Source organism: Cryptosporangium aurantiacum, assembly GCF_900143005.1.
GTDB classification, from domain to species: Bacteria; Actinomycetota; Actinomycetes; order Mycobacteriales; family Cryptosporangiaceae; genus Cryptosporangium; species Cryptosporangium aurantiacum.
Window position 1 is genome coordinate 276,470 of sequence record NZ_FRCS01000001.1, and the last position, 24,856, is coordinate 301,325.

Sequence of the window (24,856 nt, forward strand, 5' to 3'; positions counted from 1 at the left end):
CCGGAAGAGGTCTTCGTTTGAGCACCAACACGCTGGACGCCGTCGGCGCCCACGACGTGGTCAACCCGGCGACCGCCGAGGTCATCGGCGTCGTCCACCTGGCCTCCGCGGAGGAGACCGACGCCGCGGTCGCCCGGGCCAGGGCCGCCTGGCCCGCGTGGCGGGACGTCGCTCCCGCCGATCGCGCGCGCCTCCTGCGGCGGTTCGCCGACACGGTCGATGCGCACATCGATGAACTGGCCGCGCTGGAGGTCCGCAACTCCGGGCATCCGATCGGCTCGGCGACCTGGGAGGCCGGGAACGTCCGGGACGTCCTGGAGTACTACGCGGCCGCGCCGGAACGGAACTTCGGCAAGCAGATCCCGGTCGCCGGCGGCATCGACGTGACGTTCGCCGAGCCGCTCGGCGTCGTCGGGATCATCGTGCCGTGGAACTTCCCGATGCCGATCGCGGCCTGGGGTTTCGCACCGGCGCTCGCCGCCGGGAACACGGTCGTGCTCAAGCCGGCCGAGTTGACGCCGCTGACCGCGCTGCGGCTCGGTGAGCTGGCGCTCGAGGCGGGCATCCCGGAGGACGTGTTCACGGTGTTGCCCGGCGCCGGAAAGGTCGCCGGCGAGCGTCTGCTGGAGCACGAGGACGTCGCGAAGATCGTCTTCACCGGCTCCACGGCGGTGGGGCAGCACGTGATGGAGAAGTGCGCGGCGACGCTGAAGCGCGTCACGCTCGAACTCGGCGGGAAGAGCGCGAACATCGTCTTCGCCGACGCGGACCTGGAGAAGGCCGCGGCAGCAGCTCCCGGCGGCGTGTTCGACAACGCGGGGCAGGACTGCTGCGCCCGCTCGCGGATCCTCGTGCAGCGGTCGGTCTACGAGAAGTTCCTCGCGTTGCTGGAGCCCGCCGTGCGGGGAGTCCGGGTGGGCGACCCGACCTCGCCGGACACCGAGATGGGACCGCTGGTCAGCGCCGCGCAGCGCGAGCGGGTGTCGGGATACGTCGCGGAGGCGTCGGTGGCGTTCGCGGGCGAGGCGCCCGACGGCCCCGGATTCTGGTTCCCGCCCACGGTGGTGCTGCCGGCTTCGCCGGCCGACCGGATCGTCACCGAGGAGGTCTTCGGTCCGGTTGTGGCCGTGCTGCCCTTCGACGACGAGGCGGACGCCGTGCGCATCGCCAACGACACGCTGTACGGGCTGTCCGGCTCGATCTGGACGCGAGACATCGGCCGGGCGCTGCGGGTCGCGCGGGGCGTCGAGGCAGGCAACCTGAGCATCAACTCCAACTCCTCGGTGCGCTACTCGACGCCGTTCGGCGGCTTCAAGCGCTCCGGGCTCGGGCGGGAACTCGGCCCCGACGCGCTGGCCGCGTTCACCGAGGTGAAGAACGTCTTCATAGCTACGACGGAGGACTGAATGGAACGGCTGGCTGACCGGGTGGCGATCGTCACCGGCGGGGGGAGCGGCATCGGGCTGGCGACCGTTCGCCGGTTCGCGTCCGAGGGCGCGCGGGTGGTGGTCGCGGACGTCGATGAGGCCGCGGGCAAGGCCGCTGCGGACGAGGTCGGCGGCACGTTCGTGCGCACCGACGTGACTGATGAGGCTGACGTGGCCGCGATGGTTGCGGCGGCGGTGGACACGTACGGGCGGCTGGACATCGCGTTCAACAACGCGGGCATCTCGCCGCCGGACGACGACTCGATCCTCTCGACGGGCTTGGACGCCTGGCGTCGGGTTCAGGAAGTGAACCTGACCTCGGTGTACCTGTGCTGCAAGGCGCAGATTCCGGTGATGCAGCGGCAGGGCAAGGGATCGATCATCAACACCGCGTCGTTCGTGGCGAAGATGGGCGCGGCGACATCGCAGATCTCGTACACCGCGTCGAAGGGCGGGGTGCTGGCGATGTCGCGGGAGCTGGGCGTTCAGTTCGCGCGCGAGGGGATCCGGGTCAACGCGCTCTCGCCCGGGCCGGTTGATACGCCGCTGCTGCGGGAGCTGTTCGCGTCGGACCCGGAGCGGGCGGCGCGGCGGATGGTGCACATTCCGATGGGGCGGTTCGCGGACGCGACCGAGATCGCGGCGGCGGTGGCGTTCCTGGCGTCGGACGACTCGTCGTTCATCACGGCCAGCGAGTTCCTGGTGGACGGCGGTATCAGCGGCGCCTACGTCACGCCGCTCTAGGATGAAAAGCGGATCAGGCCAGTCATAGCTGGCCTGATCCGCTTTTCACGAGGAGCGTTGGTAGGTGCGGAAGGCGCTCACGGCCGCGACGGCGAGCACCAGCGCGAGTGCCGCGAGCTGAGCGGCGTCGCGGCCGACGAGGGCCCAGTCCGGGGACGCCGACAGTGCCTCGCGGCTGCCGGTCGCCGCCCAGTCCAGCGGATTCCACTTCGCCGCCGACGCCACCCACGACGGCATCAGCGACGGCGCGATCATCACCGACGACAGGAACGACAGCGGCAGCGTGAGGAACTGCGACAGGCCGATCAGCGCGTTCTGCGAGCGGAGCAGCACTGCCAGAGCGTCCGACAGCGCAGTGAAGGCCGCAGCCAGCAGCACGGCCAGACCGATCGTGACCGGAACCCCCACCCAGCTACCCGGGTAGCGAACCCCGGCGAGCCACGCAGCGGCGAACACGATCAGGCCGAGGATCACCATGCAGATCCCCTGGTAGACGATCGAGGCGGCGATGATCGCCCCGCGTCGGGTGGGCGAGCTGAGCGTCCGGTCCATCACGCCGCGCTCGATGTCCTGGATCAGGTCGGAGCCGGCCCAGTTGGCGGTGAGCATCGCGGTCATCGCCACCACGCCGGGAGCGAGGTACTCCAGGTACGAGTCGCCGATCCCCGGCAGCCGGTCGATCGCGCTGAACACCGTGCCGAACAGCAGCAGCCACAGCAGCGGCTGGATCAGGTTGAACGCCAGGAACACCGGCTGGCGCCCGAGTGTCCGCAGCGAACGGACGGTGAGCAGCCGGGTCTGGGTGAGCGCGAGCGTCATGCCGCCACCTCGCTGCCCTCGACGTCGGCCGAGGCCCGGTACGCCCGCCCGGCGTACCGCAGGTAGACGTCGTCCAGTGAAGCGCGGCTCAGCCCCGCGCCGAGCAGCGGGATCTCCGCGCGCTGCAGTGCGGTGAGCGCGTCCGGGAGTACGCCCGCGGCGTCCCGGGCCTGCGCGCGCAGGCGCAGCCCGTCGCGTCGCACGTGGACGACGCCCGGCAGCCGCTCCAGCAGCGCACCCGCACGCCCCGCGTCGTCGGTCGACACCAGGTCGACCTGGACCGTGTCGCCGCCGAGGTCGGCCTTGAGCGCGGCCGGGTCGCCCTGGGCGACGACCTGGCCGCGGTCGACGATCAGCAGGTCGTCGGCCATCTGGTCGGCCTCGTCCAAGTAGTGGGTGGTGAGGACGACGGTCAACCCGCTGGTTCTGGTCAGGGCCGACACCGTAGCCCAGAGCTGGGTCCGCGCTTCCGGGTCGAGCCCGGTGGTCGGCTCGTCGAGGAACAGCACACGGGGCGCGTGCACCAGCCCCATCGCGACGTCGAGCTTGCGCTGCATGCCGCCCGACCACGTCTTGGTGAGTCGGTCGGCGGGGTCCTCCAGGCCGAACGCGGCGAGTAACTCGGCGGCCTTCCGCGCTGCGGCCCGGCGTCCGATGCCGCGGAGGCGGGCGCTCAGCATCAGGTTCTCGCGGCCGGTCGCCATCGGATCGAAGCCGGGCCGCTGGGAGACGTAGCCGATGTCGCGCCGGACCGCGGCCGGCTGCCGGAGGACGTCGGAGCCGGCGACCTCAGCGGTGCCGCTGTCCGGGCGGCTGAGCGTACTGAGGATCTTGACGGTGGTGGATTTGCCGGCGCCGTTGGGGCCCAGCATCGCGAAGACGGTGCCGGGCGGCACCTCGAAGCTGATGCCTTTCAACGCCGAGACGGCTTTCGCGCCGCGTCCGTAGGTCTTGGTCAGTTCGGTCGCGCGGATGACTGGGTTTTCCGCACGGTCAGGCTCAGGCATGGTTCACCCTTCAGGGGTTCATGACGGCCGAGCCGGCGAAGGCGGCGACGGTACCCTGAAGATGCGACTCTCGGATCGTCGTCCGCTCCGGCGGGCTCGGTTCGGGGATTCGAGGCGACCCTCGGCCGGCGTTGGCGCGCCGAACCGAGGGTCGTCGTCTGTCAGCGGCTCTCCGGTGGCACCACCTCCGGAGGCCAGTCCGTCGGCGCGAAGACCGCCGGGAACTCCTCGTGCAGCTTCGCGTCGACCTCGTCGGGCGGCAGCCCGGCACCACGCAGCTCGTGGATCCGGTGCCAGAAGTCCAGCCCGCTCAGCGAGCCGTGCTCGATGTCGTGCAGCAGGTCCCGGACGAAGCGGATCTCGGCGTCGCGGACCGCGGACTCGTACTCGTTCTCCAGCATGAAGATCCGCGGAAGGTTCCCGACCGACTGCTGCACTGCCGCGGACGACCGGGCGGCCAGCACCAGCGAATCGAGCCGGAGCCGGAGGAGGCGCACGGCGTCCTCCGGCGGCAGCGCGCCGAGCAGCGACAGGGCCGCCTCGAACTGGGTGTACTCCTTGACCGGCCGGCCCACGAGGTCGCTGAGCCAGTCCTCGACCTCTTGCAGGCCGGCCTCGGTGATCGCGTAGATCGTGCGCTCCGGACGCCGTCCGTCGCGGGTGGTCTCCTGCGCCTCGATCAGCCCGTGGCGTTGCAACGACTCGATCACCGAGTACAGCGACCCGTAGTTGAGCTTGATGCTCTCGTCCTTGCGGCGCTCGCGGAGCGTCGCGGACATCTCGTATGGATGCATCGGACGCTCTTCGAGCAGCGTCAGCGCAGCGAGTGCCAGCGGGTTGGAGACCCGACGCCGCGCCATCGCATGCTCCCTCCAGATCGAATACTCGACTCAGAGTACTCGGGGAAGGCGAGCCGCGTCGATGAGTGCGGTGAACAGGCGTCGGTCGTCGAGCATCTCGGGGTGCCACTGGACGCCGACCGCGAACCTCAGCGCGGGGTCCTCGACCGCTTCGATCGTGCCGTCGTCGGCGCGGGCGGTCACCACCAGCTCGCCCGGGTCGTCCACGGCCTGGTGGTGATGGGCGTTCACCTTGAGGTCGGTGTCCCCGAGCGCGTCGGCCACCCGGCTGCCCGGGATCGCCCGCACGGTGTGCCAGCTGAAGACGCCGAGCACCTCGCGGTGATCGTGGTGTCCGACGACGCTCGGCAGGTCCTGGATGAGCGTCCCGCCGCGGGCGACCGCCATCAGCTGGGCGCCCCGGCAGACGCCGAGTAACGGCAGGTCCCTGGCGAACGCGCCGCTGATGAGTAACAGCTCGCCGGCGTCGCGTTCGGGCTGCGGCGCATCGGTGGAGGGGTGCGGCACGGCACCGTAGCGCGCCGGGTCCACGTCCACGCCCCCGGCGACGACCAGCGCGTCGAGCGCGTCGAGCACGGCGTCATCCGTACTGTCCGGCGGGAGCACCAGCGCACGACCCCCGGCGGCCGTCACCGAGTCGACGTACACCTGGGGGAGCAGCGAGGCCCGGAAGTCCCAGACTCCCCAGCGGGCCTGCTCGACGTAACACGTGATGCCGACGAGCGGACGACGGGCCATGCGGCCTCCTTCGAGTCAGGGGTTCCATCGTCTTTCGGCATCATTGCGGGATTGTGTCGGGTGACTACCGTCACATCGAGACCACCATCTGGACGCAAGCGCGGGTCGCTCCGCCGCCCGGCGTCCGGATGTGTCAGTATCGAGCCGTGACCGGGTTCTGCATTACCAGCTAGCGCGCCAGCACGCACCACGCTGACGCGCAGACCTCCCACGAGCGTGGGGGGTCTTTTTGTTGGTCCTGGGCCCGCTCCCGAACGTGCCCTGGCCTGGTCCGAGCCGTACTCGACCGCGCTGAGAGGTCTACGACATGCCCACCGCCCTGGATGACAGCTTCCACGTCTTCGACACCACGCTGCGAGACGGGGGACAGCGCGAGGGCATTTCGTACTCCGCGACCGACAAACTTGCGGTGGCGCGGTTGCTGGACGACGTCGGGGTGGGGTTCATCGAGGGCGGCTGGCCCGGTGCGCTGCCGACCGACACCGAGTTCTTCGCCAGGGCGCGCGAGGAGCTCACGCTCAAGCACGCCCAGTTGGTCGCGTTCGGCTCGACCCGTCGCGCGGGTGTCCGCGTCCAGGACGACAAGCAGGTGGCCGCGCTGCTGGAAGCCCAGACGCCGGCCGTCTGCCTGGTCGCGAAGTCCGACGTCCGGCACGTGACCGACGCGCTGCGGACCACCTACGAGGAGAACCTGGCGATGGTGCGCGACACGGTCGCGTACCTGGTCGGCGAGGGCCGCCGGGTGTTCCTCGACTGCGAGCACTTCTTCGACGGGTACGCCCACGACCGGGACTACGGCGTGCGGGTGCTGACCGCGGCCTTCGAGGCCGGCGCCGATGTCGGCGTGCTCTGCGACACCAACGGCGGCATGCTGCCGATGGGCGTCGGGCGGGTGGTGTCCGAGGTGATCGCGCGGACCGGCTTCCGCGTCGGTATGCACGCCCAGGACGACACCGCGTGCGCGGTCGCGAACACGCTGGCCGCGGTCGAGGCCGGGGCGACGCACGTCCAGGGCACCGCGAACGGCTACGGCGAGCGGGCGGGCAACGCCGACCTGTTCGCGGTCATCGGCGGCCTGGTCACGAAAATGAACCGGCCGGTGGTACCTGCGGAGTGCCTGCCCGAGCTGGTGCGGGTGTCGCACGCGATCGCCGAGATCGCGAACATCGCACCGGACACCCACCAGCCGTACGTGGGCGCCAGCGCGTTCGCGCACAAGGCCGGCCTGCACGCCAGCGCGATCAAGGTCGCGCCGGAGCTCTACAACCACATGGAGCCCTCGGTCGTCGGCAACGACATGCGGATCCTGGTCACCGAGATGGCGGGCCGGGCCTCGATCGAGTTGAAGGCCCGCGAGCTCGGCATCGACCTCGCCGACGAGCCCCAGGCGGTCGGCCGGGTGGTCTCCCGGGTGAAGGAGCTGGAGGCGGCGGGCTCGTCGTTCGAGGCCGCGGACGCGTCGTTCGAGCTGCTCGTCCGCTCGGAGCTGGAGGGCGCGGACGCGCCGACGTTCTTCCAGCTGGAGTCGTACCGGGTGCTGGTCGAGCAGCGCGGTGACGAGGTGGTCAGCGAGGCGACCGTGAAGCTCGCGGTCGACGGCGAGCGGGTAATCGCCACCGCCGAGGGCAACGGCCCGGTGAGCGCGCTCGACCGGGCGCTGCGGCAGGCGCTGACGACGTTCTACCCGTCGCTGGCGGAGCTGGAGCTGGCCGACTACAAGGTGCGGATCCTGGACGGCCGGTACGGCACCGACGCGGTGACGCGCGTCCTCATCGACACCACCGACCACAAGGGCGAGTGGACGACGGTGGGAGTGCACGGGAACGTCATCGAGGCGTCGTGGCGGGCGATGATCGACTCGCTCAACTACGGTCTGCGCCGCGCAGGCGCCCCGGTCCTCGCGCCGAACTGACCCCGCTGCGGCGCGGCTCGTCGGCCGCGCCGCGCAGCGCCGGGCGTAGGGCCGCTTCGAAGCGCGACAAACGGGTAGCCACTGCAGCATGTTCTTGTTCTTCTCGAACCGTCTCGGCTGCCTGGGCTCCGTGCTCCTCAGCCTGGTAATCACCGCGATCCTGATCGCAATCTTCGCCCTTTGAGGCCTACCCGGCGTCCTCGAGCGCTGGGGCGCAGACCGAGAGGAGGCGGGTTCGGAGTGCGGTGCCGCGCTCGGCGAACGCGCGTTGCGCGGCCACGTACTCAGCGCGACCTTCGGGCGTCTCGATCGGCACCGGCGCGTACCCGAGCGCCGCGAGGTCGTACGGGCTGGCCCGCATGTCCAGTTCCCGGACGTCCCGCGCCAGCCGGAAACAGTCGAGCACCAGGTCGGACGGTGTCAGCGGCGCGAGCTTGTAGGCCCACTTGTACAGGTCCATCGTCGCGTGCAGGCACCCCGGCTGCTCCAGCGCGACCTGGGTTTCCCGGCGCGGCTGCAGGACGTTGAGCGGCCGGGCGGGCTCGGTGAAGAACCGGAACGCGTCGAAGTGGCTGCAGCGGACCCCGCGCTCCTCGACGACGGCGTTCGTGCGCTCGGGCCCGAGCCGCAGCGGCCACGAGGCGTGGCGGACGTCGGAGATCCGGTACACCATCGCCCACTCGTGCATGCCGAAGCACCCCAGCTGCGCCGGACGCGACGCGGTGGCCGCGAGCAGTCCCGCGACCCACCGCACGGTGTCGCCCCGCCGTGCCAGAAACGCGTCGACGTCGAGCGTGACCCCACCGTCTCCGGCCACATGCCCCGGGAAGTCCTCGGGCCGCGCCGAAGCCAGCACCACGGAAGCGCCCGGAAACCAGCGCCGCAACTGCCCCGGCCGATACGAGTAGTACTCGAACAGGAAGTCTTCTACCGGATGCCGCTGCCCGCGGCGCCGCCGCTCGAGGTGGTCACCCACCAGCGCGTCGACCTCGGCCGCGTGCGCATCCCGGAGCGCCGTCCACTCGTCGAACGGCAGCACGGTCACCTTTCCAGGGTACGGGGCGGCGCGGTGCTGTCGCGGACCACGAGGCTGGTCGCCAGCTCGATGCTGGACGAGTCGAGCGCCTCACCGCCGATCAGCCGCAGCAGCGTCCGGGCCGCGGTCGCCCCCATCTCGTGCAGCGGCTGCCGCACGGTGGTGAGCGCCGGTGCCGTCCAGGACGCGAAGTTCAGGTCGTCGAACCCGACGACGCTCAGGTCTCCCGGCACGTCGAGACCGGATTGACGAGCCGCCTCGTAGACGCCCATCGCGTGCATGTCGCTGCCGGCGAAGATCGCGGTCGGCGCATCGGGCAACTCCAACAGCGACCGCGCCGCCCGTAGCCCACCGTCGTGGTAGAAGTTCCCGTATCGCAGCAGGCCGCGGGGGATCGGCACGCCCCCCGCCTCGTGAGCCGCCCGATACCCGGCGATCCGGGCTCGCGTGCACGCCAGCTGCTCCGGCCCGCCGATGACGCCGATCCGCCGGTGCCCCAGCCCGATCAGGTGCTCGGCCGCGGCGTATCCGCCGGCGAAGTTCGTCGCGCCCACCGCGGGCACGTCCGGCGGCGGCTGGCTCACCCCGTCGATGACGACGATCGGCGTCCCGTGCCTGCGCAGCTGTTCACGCTGCGCCGGGTCGAGATCGGAGAGGACCAGGATCGCGCCCTGCGAGCCGCGCGCGAGCAGCGAGTCGAGCCAGCGCCGGGTCAGCGCCGCCCGGCTGTGCACCGCGGAGATCACCAGGCCGATGCCCGCCGATTCGACCACCTCCTCGACGCCGGTGAGGATCGCCAGGCCCCACGCGCTGTCGAGGTTGTTGATCACCAGGTCGATGAGGTCGCCGTGCCCGCGGTGGTGCGCGGCCCGCCGACGTCGGTAGCCCCGCTCGTCCAACAACCGCTGGACCCGGCGCCGAGTCTCCTCCGCGACGTCGGTGTGTCCGTTCAGCACTTTCGAAACGGTCGACACCGAGACGTCGGCGGAGCGGGCGATCTGCGCGATCGTCGTGCGTCCTGACATGGGCAGCTCCTCGTCGAGTGACCGCAGCCTAGAGCCGAAAAGTTTCGAAAACGACGTAACGTTACCGGATCGTGATTTGCGATCGCATTGACCGATGAAAGCGCTCCCCCTACCGTCCGTGCACCTCAACCCGCTCGAAACCTTTCGAACCCAACGTCGTGGGGAAGGACTGGTGCGGACATGCGCCGACGCGCGCTTTTCACTCGGACAGCAATTGCGTTACTGACGACTTCGGCACTCGCATTAGCCGGCTGCGGGAGCTCCGGCCCGGGTGCGTCCGACGAAGTACAGGTCTGGGCACTGCAGGACGCGGGCCTCACTCCGGTCGTCAAGGCCTCGGTCGACCGATACAACAAGGACTCGGACAACGAGGCGACGCTGAGCACGTACATCAACGACGCGTACAAGCAGAAGATCCAGGTCGCGATGGGCTCACCCAACGCTCCCGACGTCTTCTTCAACTGGGGCGGCGGCAACCTCGCGCAATTCGTCGACGCCGACCAGGTGGAGCCGCTCGACGACGCGCTGGCGAAAAAACCCGAAGTGCGCGACGCGTTCCTGACGAACGTCATGGACACCGCGAAGATCGACGGCAAGCAGTACGGGCTGCCGATGACCGGAACCCAGCCGGTGATCTTCTTCTACAACAAGGCCGTTTTCACCGCGAACAACGTCCAGCCGCCGACGACGTACCCCGAATTCCTGAAACTGGTCGACACGTTCAAGTCGAAGAAGGTGACGCCGATCGCGCTGCCCGGTTCGCAGGGCTGGACCGAGCTGATGTACGCCGAATACTTCCTCGACCGTCTCGGTGGTCCGGAGAAGTTCGCCGCGATCGCGAAGAGCGGCGGCGCGGCCTGGCAGGACCCGGCCGTCGTCAAGGCGTTCCAGATGTGCCAGGACCTGGCCAAGATGGGCGCGTTCGGCACGAACTTCGCGTCGATCAACTACGACAACGCCGGCGCGTCCAAGCTGCTCGCCACCGGCAAGGCCGCGATGTTCCTGATGGGCACGTGGGAGTACCCGAACCAGCTGACGAACAACCCGGCGTTCGCCAAGAAGGACCTCGGCTGGTTCCAGTTCCCGAGCATTCCGGGCGGCGTCGGTGAGCCCGGCAACCTGGTCGGCAACCCGAGCAACTACTTCTCGGTCGCCAGCGGCTCGAAGAACAAGGACGCGGCGGTCGACTACCTCACCGAGACCGTCGCCTCCGACGGGTACATCGAGGACCTGATCAAGAGCGGTGCGGTGCCCGCGACCAAGGGTGCGGACGCGAAGCTCGCGGGCAAGCCGAACGCCGAGTTCAACACCGACGTCTACAAGATGGTCTCGACCGCCCCGGCGTTCGCCCAGTCGTGGGACCAGGCCGTCGCGCCGGACGTCGCCAAGCGTCTGCTGGCCAACCTGCAGAAGCTGTTCCTGCAGCAGATCACCCCGCAGGCCTTCGCCGACGACATGGCGAAAGCCCAGTGAGTACCACCGTATCCATGCGGGAGCGGCCCGGATTCGTCTGGGCCGCCCCCGCGGCGGTGTTCTTCGCACTGTTCGGCCTGGTACCGATCGCGGTTGTCGTCTACCTCAGCGGCACCAGTTGGAACGGCCTCGGCACCCCGCAGTGGGTCGGGACCGAGAACTGGGCCGCGCTTCTCGACGACAGTGACTTCCTGCCGTCGCTGCGGACGACGGCGCTGCTCACCGTCGGGACCTGGCTCGTCCAGACGCCGCTCGCGCTGCTCCTCGGCGTCTGGTCGGCCGGTGCGCAGCGGTTCCGGGCGGTGCTGTCGACGGTGTTCTTCCTGCCGCTGCTGCTGTCGACCGCCGCGATCGCGCTCGTGTTCGTCTCGCTGCTGGACCCGAACTTCGGGTTGGCGGCGCAGTGGGGCAAGTACCTCGGCGCCCCGGACGGCAACTTCCTCGGCGACCCGGCCCGGGCACTGCCGACCGTCATCTTCGTCCTGGCCTGGCAGTTCGTGCCGTTCCACACGCTGCTCTACCAGGCGGCGACCCGGCAGATCCCGGCGTCGCTCTACGAGGCGGCGCAGCTCGACGGCGCGAACACCGTCCGGCAGTTCTTCGCGATCACGCTGCCGCAGCTGCGCAACACGATCGTCGCGTCCTCGGTGATGATGCTGGTCGGCTCCGTGACGTACTTCGAGTCGGTGCTGCTGCTGACCAACGGCGGCCCCGGCAACGAGACCAAGGTCCTCCCGCTGCACATGTACCAGGAGGGCTTCGTCGCGTTCGACATGGGTTACGCGAGCGTGCTGGCCGTGCTGCTGGTGATCATCGGCACCGTGCTCTCGATCGTCGTCGTGCGGGCGACCGGCTACCACCGGATGGCCAGCGATCGGGAGGGCCTATGAGCACCCAGGTCATGACCCGGCCGGAGACCAGGGCCGACCGGCATCCGGTGAAGCCCCGGCGCCGCCGCCGGCGCAGCAACATTCCGGCCGGCCTCGCGGCCGGCGTCTGGTTCCTGATCGTCGCGATCCCGATCTACTTCATCGTGGTGACGAGCATCCGCACCCAGGACGCGTACGTTGCCGACGGCCCGCTGGATCCGCCCACTTCGGTGACGTTCGACAACTACACGAACGTCCTCGAGCTGGGCTTCGCCACGTTCCTGCGCAACAGCGTGATCGCCGCGCTCGCGACCGTCGTGCTCGTGCTGGCGCTCGCGCTCCCGGCCGCGTACGCGATCGTGCGGGGACGCAGCCGGGCGGTGCGGATGGGCTTCACGCTGTTCCTGATCGGGCTGGCGATCCCCGCGCAGGCGGTGATCATCCCGATCTACCTGATCATCACGCGCCTGCACCTCTACGACAGCCTCACCGCGATCGTGCTGCCGACGGCCGCGTTCTCGCTGCCGATGGCCGTCGTCGTCCTCACCAGCGCGCTGCGGGACGTACCGAACGAGCTGTACGAGGCGATGACCGTCGACGGCGCCGGTCCCGGGACGCTGTTCCGACGTCTCGTCGTGCCGCTGTCCCGTCCCGCGCTGGCCAGCGTCGGGATCTTCGCCGGCCTCAACGCCTGGAACGGCTTCCTGTTCCCGCTGGTCCTGACGCAGAGCTCGGATCAGCGGGTGCTTCCGCTCGGGCTCTGGAACTTCCAGAGCCAGTACGGCACCGACGTACCGGGGCTGCTCGCCGCGGTGGTGCTCTCCGCGCTCCCGGTTCTCGCCCTTTATCTCTTCGGACGACGTCATCTGCTCAGCGGCCTCGCCGCGGGATTCAGCAAATAGAGGGAGAGAAGAATTCAATGGCTATCGAGGTCGAAGCACCACCCATCGTGATCCGGAACCCGGTGCTCACCGGGTTCCGCCCCGACCCGTCGATCCTCCGGGTGGGATCGGACTACTACGTCGCCACCTCCACGTTCGAGTGGTTCCCGGGCGTCGGGCTGCACCACTCCCGGGACCTCGTGCACTGGCGGCCGCTCGGCGGGGCGCTGACCAGCGAGGAGGCGCTCCCGTTGCGCGGCGTCCGGGACTCGGGCGGGGTCTGGGCGCCCTGCCTCTCCTATGCCGACGGGCTGTTCCACCTCGTGTACTCGAACGTCGGCACCTACGGCGGCGGGTTCTGGGACACCCCGAACTTCCTGGTCACCGCCCCGGACATCACCGGACCGTGGTCGGAACCGGTGCGGCTGCACTCGCTCGGTTTCGACGCCTCGATGTTCCACGACGACGACGGTCGCAGCTGGATGCTCAGCATGGCCGCCGACTACCGGCCGGGACGCGAGACGTTCGCCGGGATCACGCTGCAGGAGTACGACCGGACGGCGCGGCGCCTGGTCGGCGAGGTGTCGACGATCTTCACCGGTACGCAGGCCGGGCTGGTCGAGGGCCCGCACCTGTACCGGCGGGACGGGTGGTACTACCTGGTGACCGCCGAGGGCGGCACGCAGTGGGAGCACCAGGTGACGGTGGCGCGATCGCGGACGATCACCGGGCCCTACGAGGTCGATCCGGCGGGGCCGACGCTGACGTCCTGGCCCGACCCGGCGCTGACCCTGCAGAAGGCCGGGCACGGCTCGCTGGTCGCCACCCCGGACGGCGAGTGGTACCTGGCGCACCTCACCGGGCGGCCGCTCACCGAGCGTGGGCGCTGCGTGCTGGGCCGGGAGACCGCGCTGCAGCGGGTGGAGTGGAGCGCGGACGGCTGGCCACGGGTGCCGGGCGCGCGCCCGCACGACGAGGTGATCGCTCCGCGTCTGGAGCCGCACCCGTGGCCGGAGGAGCCGGAGCGCGACGAGTTCGACGCGCCTGCTCTCGGCACGCAGTGGAGCACGCTGCGGCGGCCGCCGTCCTCGGAGTGGCTCAGCCTCGCCGAACGGCCCGGGTACCTGCGGCTCTACGGCGGGGAGTCGCCGGTGTCGCTGCGCGACTCCAGCCTCGTCGGACGCCGGGTCGAGCACCGGTCGTGCGCGTTCGAGGCCCAAGTCGCCTTCGCGCCGACGACGTTCCGTCAGATGGCCGGGGTCGCGGCCTACTACAACACGCTGAACTGGGCGTACGCGCGGCTCTCGTGGCACGAGCTGCACGGGCCGTGCGTGGACGTGCTGGTGTCCGACCGGGGCCGGCTGGTGAACGCGAGCGCGCCGGTACCGGTGGCCGATCCGGCCGCCGGGGTGACGTTCCGCGCCGAGATCGACGGCTCGTCGCTGCGGTTCGGGTACGCGTTGCCCGGCGGCGAGCTGCAGTGGTGGCCGGAGACGCACGACGCCAGCAGGCTCTCCGACGAGTACGCGCTGGAGATCTTCGACGCGACCGAGAAGATCTCCGGCTTCACCGGGGCGTTCTTCGGTCTCTGGGCGCACGACCTGACCGGCGGCCAGTTGCCCGCGGACTTCGCCTACGCGACGTACGAGCCGCGCTGACAGACGCCCGGCCCCGACCTCGGCGGTGGTCGGGGCCGGTGCTACCCGGGGTTAGGGTTGCGGCACACACGAACCCACTCGACCCAGGAGTTCAACCGTGCGCATCGCGCTCTTCGCTCACCCCGGCGGCCGAGCCTTCGGCGTAGTGGAAGGGCCCGCCGGGACCGACGACCCGGAGGCGCTGACGATCGCGGAGATCGAAGGCGTCCCGTTCAGCGGGATCCGGTTCACCGGCGAGCGCTGGACGCTGGCCGACGTCCAGCTGCTGCCGCCGATCATTCCCAGCAAGGTGGTCGGCGTCGGACGGAACTACGCCGCGCACGCCAGTGAGCTCGGCAACGAGGTGCCCAGCGCGCCGCTGCTGTTCCTGAAGCCCCCGACGTCGGTCATCGGCCCCGGCGCGCCGATCCGGCTGCCCATCGACTCGAAGCAGGTCGAGCACGAGGCGGAGCTCGCCGTCATCATCGGCGGCAAGGGCGCCCGCGCGGTGAGCCGCGAGAAGGCGATGGAGTCCGTCTTCGGCTACACCTGCGCCAACGACGTCACGGCCCGCGACCAGCAGCGGTCGGACGTCCAGTTCACCCGGGCCAAGGGCTACGACTCGTTCTGCCCCATCGGGCCGTGGATCGAGACCGACCTGAACCACGCCGACGTCGGCGTCCAGGCCCTGGTCAACAACGAGGTCAAGCAGGACGGCCGGACCAAGGACATGATCTTCGACGTCCCGACGCTGGTCTCCTACGTCTCGCACGTGATGACGCTGCTGCCCGGCGACGTGATCCTCACCGGCACCCCGTCCGGCGTCGGGCCGATCGTGGCCGGCGACAGCGTCAGCGTCCGCATCGAGGGCCTGGGCACCCTCACCAACCCCGTCGCCAACCGCGCGTGAAAGGAACACTCGTGTCCCGCGACCCCTCGGTTCGGGTGCGGTTCTGTCCGTCGCCCACCGGCAACCCGCACGTCGGGCTCGTCCGGACCTGCCTGTTCAACTGGGCGTTCGCCCGCCACCACGGCGGCACGTTCGTGTTCCGGATCGAGGACACCGACGCCGCCCGTGACTCGGAGGAGTCGTACCAGCAGCTGCTGGAGTCGCTGCGGTGGCTCGGCCTCGACTGGGACGAGGGGCCCGAGGTCGGTGGCCCCTACGGTCCGTACCGCCAGTCGGAGCGCCGGGACCTCTACCTCGACGTCGTCGCGAAGCTCACCGACGCCGGGTACCTCTACGAGTCGTTCTCCACGGCCGAGGAGATCGAGGCGCGTCACCGGGCCGCGGGCCGTGACCCGAAGCTCGGCTACGACAACCACGACCGGAACCTCACCGACGCGGAGAAGGACGCGTTCCGGGCCGAGGGCCGTGCGCCGGTGCTGCGGTTCCGGATGCCCGCGGACTCGATCGGCTGGACCGACCTGGTCCGCGGCGACGTCACGTTCGCGCCGGGCACGGTGCCGGACTACGTCGTCGTGCGCGGTAACGGCGACCCGCTGTACCCGCTGGTCAACCCGGTCGACGACGCGCTGATGCGGATCACCCACGTCCTCCGCGGTGAGGACCTGTTGCCGAGCACGCCGCGGCAGATCGCGCTGTACCGCGCGCTGGTCGACGTCGGGGTGGCCGAGCGGGTTCCGGAGTTCGGGCACCTGCCGTACGTCATGGGGGAGGGCAACAAGAAGCTCTCCAAGCGCGACCCGCAGGCCAACCTGCTGCACTACCGGGAGCGCGGTTACCTGCCCGAAGGGCTGCTGAACTACCTCGCGCTGCTCGGCTGGTCGATCGCCGAGGACCGCGACATCTTCACGCTGCGGGAGATGACCGAGGCGTTCGACGTCCGCCGGGTGAGCCCCAACCCGGCGCGCTTCGACGGCAAGAAGTGCGAGGCGATCAACGCGGCGCACCTGCGGCTGCTGGCGCCGGACGACTTCGCCGGACGGTTGGTGCCGTACCTCGCCGACGCCGGCCTGGTCGCGGCCGAGCCCACGCCGGCCGAGCGGGAGCTGATCACCGCGGCTGCGCCGCTGATCCAGGAGCGGATGCCGGTTCTCGGGGACGCTCCCGGCATGCTCGGGTTCCTGTTCGTGAAAGACATCACTCCGGACGCCGACGTGCGGGCGAAGGTCCTCGGTGCCGACGCCACGCCGGTTCTGGACGCCACGATCACGGCGCTCTCCGGGGTGCCCGAGTGGACCGCACCGGAGATCGAGACCGCGCTGAAGTCGGCGCTCGTCGACGGGCTCGGGCTCAAGCCGCGGAAGGCGTTTGCGCCGGTCCGGGCCGCGATCACCGGCCGGACCGTGTCACCGCCGCTGTACGAGTCGATGGAACTGCTCGGGGCAGAGCGGTCGCTCACCCGGCTGCGAACCGCCCGAGAGCTCACCACCGCCGAAGGGTGACAGAACGGCGGGCCGGACCCGATTTGGGACCGGCCCGCACTCTCGGCTAGAGTTACCGACGTTGCGAGCGGATGACCGCCAAGCAGACGCCCGCAGCGAGGATCCTGGTAAGACACGCAGTGAGCAGCAGTAATGGGGTATGGGGTAATTGGCAGCCCGACGGATTCTGGCTCCGTTAGTCTAGGTTCGAGTCCTGGTACCCCAGCTCCACAGCGTTCGACCCCTCAGTTGAACGTTGTCCTAGGGCCCCGTCGTCTAGCGGCCTAGGACGCCGCCCTCTCAAGGCGGTAGCGCCGGTTCGAATCCGGTCGGGGCTACAACCGCAAGGCCCGGTCGCACGAGTGCGACCGGGCCTTCGTCATTTCCGCTGGGCGGTCACCCGAGCACGTGGTGCGGTGAGCTCGGCGTGTCGTTTTGTGACACGCCGTACGTATAAGGGCTAGTTAGCCTCAGGCGACCTTTCCAATCCCTCGCGGCCCGCGAACATCACCTGTGTCCGATTCATCCTGTTAAATAACCCGTGACAGAGCTATGTGCAGGTTTGAGGAATCCAGACCAGCTCCGCCCGATTGTGGACAGGTAGGTGTTGATATGAAGCCCAGGTTCCGTCGCCTCGCGTATGCGGGCGCTGCGACCGTGGGAGCCGCGGTCACAGCGTTCGTCCTCGCGGGCGGACCGACCGCCACCGCGGATCAGTGCGAAGACGTGTCGAGGGCAGCGACGGCGCTCTCCGCCGAGTGCGTCCCGGCGGCGAGAGCCGTGGGCGTCGCGCTCGAAGGACGGCCCGGCGCCCGAGTGATCGGCGCGACGCCGAACGAGGCGAGCCCGCCCCCGGAGGAAGCGGAGAACCAGCCGGTCGTTCCGTCGGGCGGCCCGCAGGTGCCCGAGACGACCGCGCCGCCGGAGGAGGCTGAGAACCAGCCGGCGGTGCCGACCGGTGGTCCGCAGGTGCCGGAGACCACACCGCCGGCCGAGGAGACCAGCACACAGCCGGTGGTGCCCGGCGCGAGCCCGACGCCGAGCGGGACGCCCAGCGAGGGCGTCGGAACGCAGCCGGCGGTACCGGAGAGCACGCCGCCCGGCGTGCCGGAGACCGGTCAGAACCAGCCGCAGCTCCCGGTGACCGGCGGCGACGAGGGTCCGATGATCGCCGCTCTGGGCGGCCTGACCCTGGCCGCAGGCGCCGGCCTGGTTTTGGCGGCAAGGCGCCGCCGTCCCGACTGACCCAGCACGAACACGAGGGCCCCGGGCATAGCCCGGGGCCCTCGTCGTTCACACGAGAGTGTGAAAGCGCCGCCAGGCGCGCGTAGTTGTACTTGCTACGGCGGTGGGCCGCTCACAGGCCGGACAGCCGCTGGCCGGCTCGGATCACCTGGACGGCGTGGCGCTCGCCGGGGCGGCGGCCCAGGCGCTCGATCGGGCCGGAGATCGAGATCGCCGCGATCACCCGCCCCTGCCGATCACGCACCGGCGCCGACACCGACGCCACGCCGGGCTCGCGCTCGGCCACGCTCGACGCCCACCCGCGCCGCCGCACCTCGGCGAGCGTCCGCCCACTGAACCGGCACCGCGGCAACAGCGGCAGCACGGACTCCGGCGGCTCCCAGGCGAGCAGCACCTGTGCGCCCGAACCCGCGGTGATCGGCAGCGCGGTACCGACCGGCACGGTGTCGCGCAGACCGCTCGACCGCTCCGCGGCGGCAACGCAGATCCGCTCGTCGGCTCGGCGAAGATAGAGCTGGGTGCTCTCCCCGGTCCCGTCCCGCAACTGGGCCAGGACCGGCGCCGCGGCGGTCAGCAGCGCGTCCGGAGCGGCGTTTGCCAGCTCGGCGAGGCGCGGCCCCGGACGCCAGCGCCCGGCCTCGTCGCGGACCAGCAGCCGGTGCGCCTCGAGTGCCTGCGCGAGGCGGTGCGCGGTTGCCCTGGGCAGGCCGGACCGTTCGACGAGCTCCGCCAGGCTGGCACCGTCGACCGTGGCCTCGAGGATTGCGACGGCCTTGTCGAGAACACCGACACCGCTGATAGTCTGTCCCACAAGACGAAACTATCATCCCACATCGCAGGAAGTCATGAGGTTGGGAGCCTGACATGGGCCGAACGCTCGCGGAGAAAGTCTGGGACGCGCACGTGGTGCGCTCGCAGCCGGGGGAACCCGACCTGCTCTACATCGATCTGCACCTCGTCCACGAGGTGACCAGCCCGCAGGCGTTCGAGGGGCTCCGCCTGGCCGGCCGTCCGGTCCGTCGTCCGGACCTCACGATCGCGACCGAGGACCACAACGTCCCGACCGTCGACATCGACAAGCCGATCGCCGACCTGGTCAGCCGGACGCAGGTCGACACCCTGCGGAAGAACTGCGCCGAGTTCGGCGTTCGGCTGCACCCGATGGGCGACGCCGGGCAGGGCATCGTGCACGTCATCGGTCCGCAGCTGGGCCTGACCCAGCCGGGCATGACCGTCGTGTGCGGCGACAGCCACACGTCCACCCACGGCGCGTTCGGCGCCCTGGCGTTCGGCATCGGCACCAGTGAGGTCGAGCACGTCCTGGCGACCCAGACGCTGCCGCTGCGCCCGTTCAAGACGATGGCGATCAACATCCACGGGACGCTCGGCGAGGGCGTCACGCCGAAGGACATCATCCTGGCGGTGATCGCCAAGATCGGTACCGGCGGCGGGCAGGGCCACGTCCTGGAGTACCGGGGCGAGGCGATCCGCGAGCTCTCCATGGAGGGCCGGATGACGATCTGCAACATGTCGATCGAGGCCGGCGCCCGCGCGGGCATGATCGCGCCGGACGAGACCACGTTCGAGTACCTGAAGGGCCGTCCGCACGCTGCGGAGGGCGCGGACTGGGACGCGGCCGTCGAGTACTGGAAGACGCTGCCCACCGACGACGACGCCACGTTCGACGTCGAGGTCGACATCGACGCCAGCACGCTGACGCCGTTCGTGACCTGGGGCACCAACCCGGGCCAGGGACTGCCGCTGGGCGAGTCGGTTCCGGACCCCGCCGCGTTCACCGACCCGGCAGCCCGCACCGCCGCCGAGCGCGCGCTGGAGTACATGGGCCTGACCGCCGGAACGCCGTTGCGCGAGATCACCGTCGACACGGTGTTCCTCGGTTCCTGCACCAACGGCCGGATCGAGGACCTCCGGGCCGCCGCAGCGGTGCTGCGCGGGCGGCACATCGCCGAGAACATCCGGATGCTCGTCGTCCCCGGCTCGGTGCAGGTGCGCCTGCAGGCGGAGGCGGAAGGCCTCGACAAGGTCTTCAGCGAGGCGGGCGCCGAGTGGCGGCAGGCCGGCTGCTCGATGTGCCTGGGCATGAACCCGGACACGCTCTCGCCCGGTGAGCGCTCGGCATCGACCTCCAACCGCAACTTCGAGGGTCGGCAGGGCAAGGGCGGCCGCACGCACCTGGTCTCCCCGCTGGTGGCTGCCGCGACCGCGGTCACCGGTCACCTGTCCGCGCCCGCCGACCTGCCGCCCGCTGGGAGCTGAGGACCATGGAGAAATTCACCACGCACACCGGCCGCGCGGTGCCGCTGCGCCGGTCCAACGTCGACACGGATCAGATCATCCCGGCCGTCTATCTGAAGCGGGTCACCCGCACCGGATTCGAGGACGGCTTGTTCTCGGCCTGGCGTGCCGACCCCGAGTTCGTGCTCAATCAACCCGAATACACGAACGGCACTGTGCTGGTCGCCGGGCCCGAGTTCGGCACCGGATCGTCGCGGGAGCACGCGGTCTGGGCGTTGATGGACTACGGCTTCAAGGTCGTCATCTCGCCTCGTTTCGCCGATATCTTCCGTGGTAACTCGCTCAAGGCGGGCCTGCTCACGGTTGTCCTGCCGGAAGACACGGTCGAGTGGATCTGGAAGGCGATCGAGGCGGATCCCACCACCGAGATCACCGTCGACCTGCAGGCCCGAGAGGTGCGGGTCGGTGACCGTGTCGAGGAATTCGAGTTCGACGACTACAGCCGCTGGCGGCTGTTGGAGGGGCTGGACGACATCGGCCTCACCCTGCGCCACGCGGACGCTGTCGACGCGTTCGAGAAGCAGCGTCCGAGCTGGTTGCCGCGCACGCTGACCTCGGTGCAGTAAGGCCTTCTGCGGCCGCGAGCGGCCGGAATTCGTTGCTGGCAACGGATTCCGGCCGCTTCGTTTTTCGCCGGAACAGAGCGCTTCTCACGCGTAAATCGGGCTCAGAACGGCCGAAACCGTTACGACACAACGAAATTCGTCCTCCCGTGGTCATTGTGCGTTCTCGAAAGCGGGCCTAACGTTCGCGCCGAGGCGTCCGGCCTGCGCGCATTCGTACTTGGATGCGCACTTTGAGGGGGAACTAGTGAACAAGACCGAACTGATCGAGACGCTCGTCCAGCGCCTCGGCGACCGTCGATCCGCGACCGCGGCGCTCGACGGCGTTCTCGAGGAGATCCAGCGGGCCGTTGCCCGGGGGGAGCGAGTGGCGATCACCGGCTTCGGCACTTTCGAGAAACGAGTGCGGAACGCGCGGACCGCGCGCAATCCCCGCACGGGTGAAGCCGTGAAGGTGAAGCGGACGTTCACCCCGGCCTTCAAGGCCGGGCAGGGATTCAAGGACATCGTGACCGGCACCAAGAAGCTGGCGAAGGCGCCGGTGGCGTCGATCGCGGCGCCGGTCTCCGCGTCCACGTCGGCACCGGTCACCGCTGCGTCCCGCAACGGTGCCACCCGCCCGACGCGGTCCACCGCAACGAAGTCGACCGCCGCCCGCGCGGTCAACGGCACGCCCACCCGGGCGACCAAGGCCACGGCCGCGACCAAGGCGGCTCCGGCCAGGACCTCGCGCGCGACCGCGACGAAGTCCACCGCGGCGGGCACGACCGCCACCAAGGCCACCGCGGCGAGGGCCACGGCGACCCGGTCGACGGCGACGAAGGCCGCACCGGCGAAGACGGCGGCCACCAGGTCGACGGCCACCAGGGCCACGACGAAGGCGACACCGGCCAAGACCGCGGTCAAGGCCACACCGGCGAAGACCGCGGCCACTCGGTCGACGGCGACGAAGGCCGCACCGGCGAAGACCGCGGCGACCAGGTCGACGGCCACCAAGGCCACCGCGAAGGCCACGCCCGCCAAGACCGCGGTCAAGGCGACCAAGGCAGCGCCCGCCAAGACCATGCCCGCCAAGACCATGCCCGCCAAGACCGCGGCCAAGGCCACCAAGGCGACGCCTGCCAAGACCAGCGCGGCGACGGCTCCGGCGAAGACCACGATGGCCAAGGCCACCGCGACCGCCACCAAGGCGGCGCCGGCAAAGGCGCGTACCGGTGCGGGCAGCAAGCCGGCCACCGCCGGTTCGGCGAACACCGGTCCGAAGGCGGCGGGCAAGAAGGCGAAGAGCGCCGGCGGTAAGAAGAAGAAGTGAATCGGGGCGCCGGCCGCGGGACTACGAGACGTCGCGGGGAAGCGACGTTCTCCCCGGTCCCGCGGTCCGGTCGGCCCGGCACTCCGACGTGTTACGGGTTGCTCTCCGGGCGGATGCTCGGGAGGTAATCCGCCTGCACCAGCCGCTCACCGGCGAAATGCAGGACCCAGACGCTGCCCTTGCGGCTACGGAGTCCGTCGTTGCGGTGCGCGACCGGGTTCGCGTCGACGCTCGCCTCGTCGGCCTCCGCCAGCTCGGCGATCACGCCCGGGATCAGACCGCCCTGACTGCAGACGGCCGACACACCGCCGTCCGCGGCCAGCTCCCGGACCCGGGCGACCACCGCCTCCGGGTCGTCGCTGAACGTCTCCTCGTCGAACCGCGCATCGTCGACGACGTCCACGCCGAGCGCCGCGGCCAGCGGTTCCGCGGTCTGCCTGCACCGCACCTTGACCGCCGACAGCACGCGCTCCGGCCGGAACCAGGGCAGCAGCTCGGCCAGCCACACCGCCTGCGCCTGACCACTGCCCTCCAGCGGACGCTCGTCGTCCGGACCGGGCCAGGTTTTTTTGTCGCCGGCCTTCGCGTGCCGGATCAGCAGGATCGTGGCGGTGATCTCGGGCAGCGCCGCGAACGCGCGCACCACGTCGCCGTCGTGCGCGTGGGTGACCCGGTCGACGGCCTCTTCCGGGGGCAGCCACGTCATGCCGTCCACTTCCGCGTTGCGGGTGAACTCACCGCCGGTGGCACGCATCGCCCAGTAGTCCACGACCTTCGGCACCAGGCCGGAACCCGCCGCACGATGCTGACCACCGCGCGGCGGGACCAGGTAGGACGTGGACGGGAGCCGGGGTCCGACCACCGGCTGCAGCCCGGTCTCCTCGATCACCTCGCGGCAGGCCGCGGCCAGCTCGTGCTCGTCCGGGTCGAGCTTGCCCTTCGGCAGCGACCAGTCGTCGTACCGCGGCCGGTGGATCAGCGCGATCTCCACGCCGTCGGCACCACGACGCCAGAGCACGCCTCCCGCGGCGCGGACCTCGGGGTGCCGGTCGGAGATCATCCGCGCAGCCAGCCGGTCAGCTTCGGTCGGTCGGTCCGCTCCCAGACCGGTGCGAATCGGGCCCGGGACTCACGGACCGCGGCCCGTTCGCGCTCGATGAGACGTCCGCAGGTGATCACCAGCTCGGTGTCGTCCGCGTGCGCGAGCGCGATGTCGCGCCACTCGTCGGCGGCGATCGCGGCGTCCTGGTGCTCGCCGAGGACCTCCTGAACCTCGGCGCACGCCTTGGCCAGCCGGGTCGCCGAAGCGCCGATGACCGGTGCCACGGCCTCCGACGCGTAGCGCGCACGCTTGGCGCGGATCCGGGACGCGTGCCAGGTGTCGTCCGGGTCGTCCAGCGTCAGCTTCCCGGCCTTGGTCGCCAGCTTGTCCCAGACGACCTCCACCATGGCCGGCAGCACCCAGACCGCGCGCTGGCGGGCCAGCTCCGCGGTCTCCGGCGTCCGGACGGTTTCGATCAGCAGGTCCAGCAGGGCCGGGTAACGATCCGAGGTCAAAGCGGCGTCCAGGTTCGTCAGCGCGCGGCGCTGCCGATCACCGAGGATCGCGTCGATCCGCCCGATGACCGCCGCGTCCAGTGGCGCGAGTGGGTCGGTCTCAGCGGTCGACCGTAGCCGGGCGCGGAGCACCTCGGCGTCCCGGGGGCCACCGAGAGCCGCAGCGAGCCACCGCAACTCGGCGTCGAGCGGCGCGGCCCACTCCGCGTCGATTAGCGGACCGAACGTCCGCAGATCGCTGCGCAGCCGGCGGCAGCAGACCCGTGCCTGGTGCACCGCGTCCTTCTCGTCGCGGCGGACCCGGACGTCGTAGTCGAGCAGCCGGCGCGCGGACCGGCGCAGCACGAACGCGATCGCGTCCGCGGCCGACGACCGGTCGGTGAGCTCACCGACCACCGGCAGATCGGGCGGGGCGGTGGCCCGCGGCCCGAGCGCACGGACGAGCTTGGGGGTGGTCGCGCCGCCGACCGCACCCGCCTGCGTGAGTACTGCCGCGGCGGCCGCCAGGGCCGCGTCGGCCTTCTTGCCGTCGGACTTCCGCTCCACCTCCAGCTCGCGGAAGCTGGTGCGAACACCGGATCCGTCGGCGAGCAGACCGCGGCCCTCGGAGACCTCCACGGTGTCGTCGACCAGCTCGGCCAGCGGACGCTTGCCGTCGACGATCAGATACCGGTCGCGGTCGGTGCGCAGCGTCGCCACCGCTACCAGGGGCGCGGTCCGCACCCAGGCGGTGACCAGGTCGGTCAGTTCGGACGGCGGGGTGTCGGCCGGGCCGTCGACCGCGATCTCCTCGCGGACCGTCGCTCCGGCTGCGGTGGCGCCCTTCGGGAGCTTCAGGTGCCAGGGCGGGCCGTCCTCGCCGGTGCGGTGGCGGAGCGTGATGCCGAGCCGTGCCAGCCGCAGGTCGGCAGTGTCGTAGTAGACCGCGGTCAGCACCTGCCGACCCTGCGCCTCGACCCGGCGGCCGTCGCCGAGCGCGACCGTCAGGTCCGGCAGAGCGAACCGTCCGTGGACACCGAACTTCAGTTCTTCCTCGCGCATCCTCGT

Annotated in this window: 22 protein-coding genes and 2 tRNA genes; 15 read left to right on the forward strand and 9 right to left on the reverse strand. The window is 70.5% G+C overall.

Annotated features, from left to right (window positions below):
* Positions 1-17 precede the first annotated feature (17 nt).
* Complete coding sequence (locus tag BUB75_RS01130; RefSeq protein WP_218617218.1) at positions 18-1,406, forward strand: aldehyde dehydrogenase family protein; 1,389 nt, start codon at positions 18-20, stop codon at positions 1,404-1,406.
* Complete coding sequence (locus BUB75_RS01135; protein ID WP_073250561.1) at positions 1,407-2,171, forward strand: 3-oxoacyl-ACP reductase; 765 nt, start codon at positions 1,407-1,409, stop codon at positions 2,169-2,171.
* Between the two features lie 45 nt (positions 2,172-2,216).
* Here the strand turns inward: BUB75_RS01135 and BUB75_RS01140 are convergent, their stop codons facing one another.
* The 4 genes from BUB75_RS01140 to BUB75_RS01155 form a co-directional block, all read right to left on the reverse strand.
* A complete protein-coding gene (locus BUB75_RS01140) occupies positions 2,217-2,990 on the reverse strand; it encodes an ABC transporter permease (protein WP_073250563.1) in 774 nt (257 codons plus the stop codon).
* Positions 2,987-3,997 carry an ABC transporter ATP-binding protein gene (locus BUB75_RS01145; RefSeq protein WP_073250565.1) on the reverse strand — a complete coding sequence of 337 codons (1,011 nt, stop codon included), beginning with the start codon at positions 3,995-3,997 and terminating at the stop codon, positions 2,987-2,989. Before BUB75_RS01145 ends, BUB75_RS01140 begins: the two co-directional genes overlap by 4 nt.
* Positions 3,998-4,158: 161 nt before the next feature.
* Positions 4,159-4,857 (reverse strand): PadR family transcriptional regulator, encoded by a 699-nt coding sequence (locus tag BUB75_RS01150; RefSeq protein ID WP_073250567.1) that lies wholly within the window; start codon positions 4,855-4,857, stop codon positions 4,159-4,161.
* A 30-nt stretch (positions 4,858-4,887) separates the two neighbouring features.
* A complete protein-coding gene (locus BUB75_RS01155) occupies positions 4,888-5,595 on the reverse strand; it encodes a gamma-glutamyl-gamma-aminobutyrate hydrolase family protein (protein WP_073250569.1) in 708 nt (235 codons plus the stop codon).
* 307 nt (positions 5,596-5,902) lie between these two features.
* Here BUB75_RS01155 and cimA point away from each other — a divergent pair, with 307 nt between their 5' ends.
* The gene (cimA, locus tag BUB75_RS01160; RefSeq protein WP_073250571.1) at positions 5,903-7,507 is read left to right on the forward strand and encodes a citramalate synthase; all 1,605 of its coding nucleotides are present in this window, start codon (positions 5,903-5,905) and stop codon (positions 7,505-7,507) included.
* 187 nt (positions 7,508-7,694) lie between these two features.
* Here cimA and BUB75_RS01165 read toward each other — a convergent pair whose 3' ends face one another.
* Together BUB75_RS01165 and BUB75_RS01170 are read right to left on the reverse strand one after the other, a co-directional pair.
* Positions 7,695-8,552, reverse strand: coding sequence for a 3-methyladenine DNA glycosylase (locus BUB75_RS01165; RefSeq protein ID WP_073250573.1), 858 nt, complete (start codon positions 8,550-8,552; stop codon positions 7,695-7,697).
* On the reverse strand, positions 8,549-9,568 hold the full coding sequence (locus BUB75_RS01170; protein WP_073250574.1) for a LacI family DNA-binding transcriptional regulator: 1,020 nt from the start codon (positions 9,566-9,568) through the stop codon (positions 8,549-8,551). Before BUB75_RS01170 ends, BUB75_RS01165 begins: the two co-directional genes overlap by 4 nt.
* A gap of 180 nt (positions 9,569-9,748) precedes the next feature.
* Between BUB75_RS01170 and BUB75_RS01175 the strand changes: the two genes are divergently transcribed.
* From BUB75_RS01175 to BUB75_RS01215, 9 genes are all read left to right on the forward strand, one after another.
* On the forward strand, positions 9,749-11,041 hold the full coding sequence (locus BUB75_RS01175; RefSeq protein WP_073250576.1) for an ABC transporter substrate-binding protein: 1,293 nt from the start codon (positions 9,749-9,751) through the stop codon (positions 11,039-11,041).
* A gap of 14 nt (positions 11,042-11,055) precedes the next feature.
* Positions 11,056-11,931 carry a carbohydrate ABC transporter permease gene (locus BUB75_RS01180; protein WP_073250578.1) on the forward strand — a complete coding sequence of 292 codons (876 nt, stop codon included), beginning with the start codon at positions 11,056-11,058 and terminating at the stop codon, positions 11,929-11,931.
* Positions 11,928-12,812 carry a carbohydrate ABC transporter permease gene (locus BUB75_RS01185; protein WP_084740112.1) on the forward strand — a complete coding sequence of 295 codons (885 nt, stop codon included), beginning with the start codon at positions 11,928-11,930 and terminating at the stop codon, positions 12,810-12,812. The genes BUB75_RS01180 and BUB75_RS01185 overlap by 4 nt, the downstream gene beginning before the upstream one ends.
* Positions 12,813-12,829: 17 nt before the next feature.
* Positions 12,830-14,449 (forward strand): glycoside hydrolase family 43 protein, encoded by a 1,620-nt coding sequence (locus BUB75_RS01190; protein WP_084740113.1) that lies wholly within the window; start codon positions 12,830-12,832, stop codon positions 14,447-14,449.
* Between the two features lie 97 nt (positions 14,450-14,546).
* Positions 14,547-15,338, forward strand: coding sequence for a fumarylacetoacetate hydrolase family protein (locus tag BUB75_RS01195; RefSeq protein WP_073250581.1), 792 nt, complete (start codon positions 14,547-14,549; stop codon positions 15,336-15,338).
* An 11-nt stretch (positions 15,339-15,349) separates the two neighbouring features.
* The gene (gene gltX, locus BUB75_RS01200; protein WP_073250583.1) at positions 15,350-16,837 is read left to right on the forward strand and encodes a glutamate--tRNA ligase; all 1,488 of its coding nucleotides are present in this window, start codon (positions 15,350-15,352) and stop codon (positions 16,835-16,837) included.
* Positions 16,838-16,970: 133 nt separating this feature from the next.
* Positions 16,971-17,042: transfer RNA gene (locus tag BUB75_RS01205), tRNA-Gln, on the forward strand.
* Positions 17,043-17,081: 39 nt separating this feature from the next.
* A tRNA-Glu gene (locus BUB75_RS01210) sits at positions 17,082-17,154 on the forward strand.
* A gap of 274 nt (positions 17,155-17,428) precedes the next feature.
* A complete protein-coding gene (locus BUB75_RS01215; protein WP_073250585.1) occupies positions 17,429-18,061 on the forward strand; it encodes an LPXTG cell wall anchor domain-containing protein in 633 nt (210 codons plus the stop codon).
* Between the two features lie 112 nt (positions 18,062-18,173).
* On the opposite strand, the gene BUB75_RS01220 is transcribed toward BUB75_RS01215, so the two are convergent.
* Entirely contained in the window at positions 18,174-18,860 is a 687-nt protein-coding gene (locus BUB75_RS01220) for an IclR family transcriptional regulator domain-containing protein (RefSeq protein WP_073252559.1), read from the reverse strand.
* A gap of 65 nt (positions 18,861-18,925) precedes the next feature.
* Here BUB75_RS01220 and leuC point away from each other — a divergent pair, with 65 nt between their 5' ends.
* The 3 genes from leuC to BUB75_RS01235 all read left to right on the forward strand — a co-directional run bounded on the left by leuC (position 18,926) and on the right by BUB75_RS01235 (position 22,252).
* Positions 18,926-20,338, forward strand: a complete 1,413-nt coding sequence (leuC, locus tag BUB75_RS01225) for a 3-isopropylmalate dehydratase large subunit (protein WP_073250587.1) — start codon at positions 18,926-18,928, stop codon at positions 20,336-20,338.
* 5 nt (positions 20,339-20,343) lie between these two features.
* Positions 20,344-20,943, forward strand: a complete 600-nt coding sequence (gene leuD / locus BUB75_RS01230; RefSeq protein ID WP_073250589.1) for a 3-isopropylmalate dehydratase small subunit — start codon at positions 20,344-20,346, stop codon at positions 20,941-20,943.
* Between the two features lie 244 nt (positions 20,944-21,187).
* Entirely contained in the window at positions 21,188-22,252 is a 1,065-nt protein-coding gene (locus BUB75_RS01235; RefSeq protein ID WP_084740114.1) for an HU family DNA-binding protein, read from the forward strand.
* Positions 22,253-22,343: 91 nt separating this feature from the next.
* Here BUB75_RS01235 and BUB75_RS01240 read toward each other — a convergent pair whose 3' ends face one another.
* On the reverse strand, positions 22,344-23,312 hold the full coding sequence (locus BUB75_RS01240) for an NUDIX hydrolase (protein WP_073250592.1): 969 nt from the start codon (positions 23,310-23,312) through the stop codon (positions 22,344-22,346).
* The gene (locus BUB75_RS01245) at positions 23,309-24,850 is read right to left on the reverse strand and encodes a CYTH and CHAD domain-containing protein (RefSeq protein WP_073250594.1); all 1,542 of its coding nucleotides are present in this window, start codon (positions 24,848-24,850) and stop codon (positions 23,309-23,311) included. The genes BUB75_RS01240 and BUB75_RS01245 overlap by 4 nt, the downstream gene beginning before the upstream one ends.
* Between the last annotated feature and the right edge of the window lie 6 nt (positions 24,851-24,856).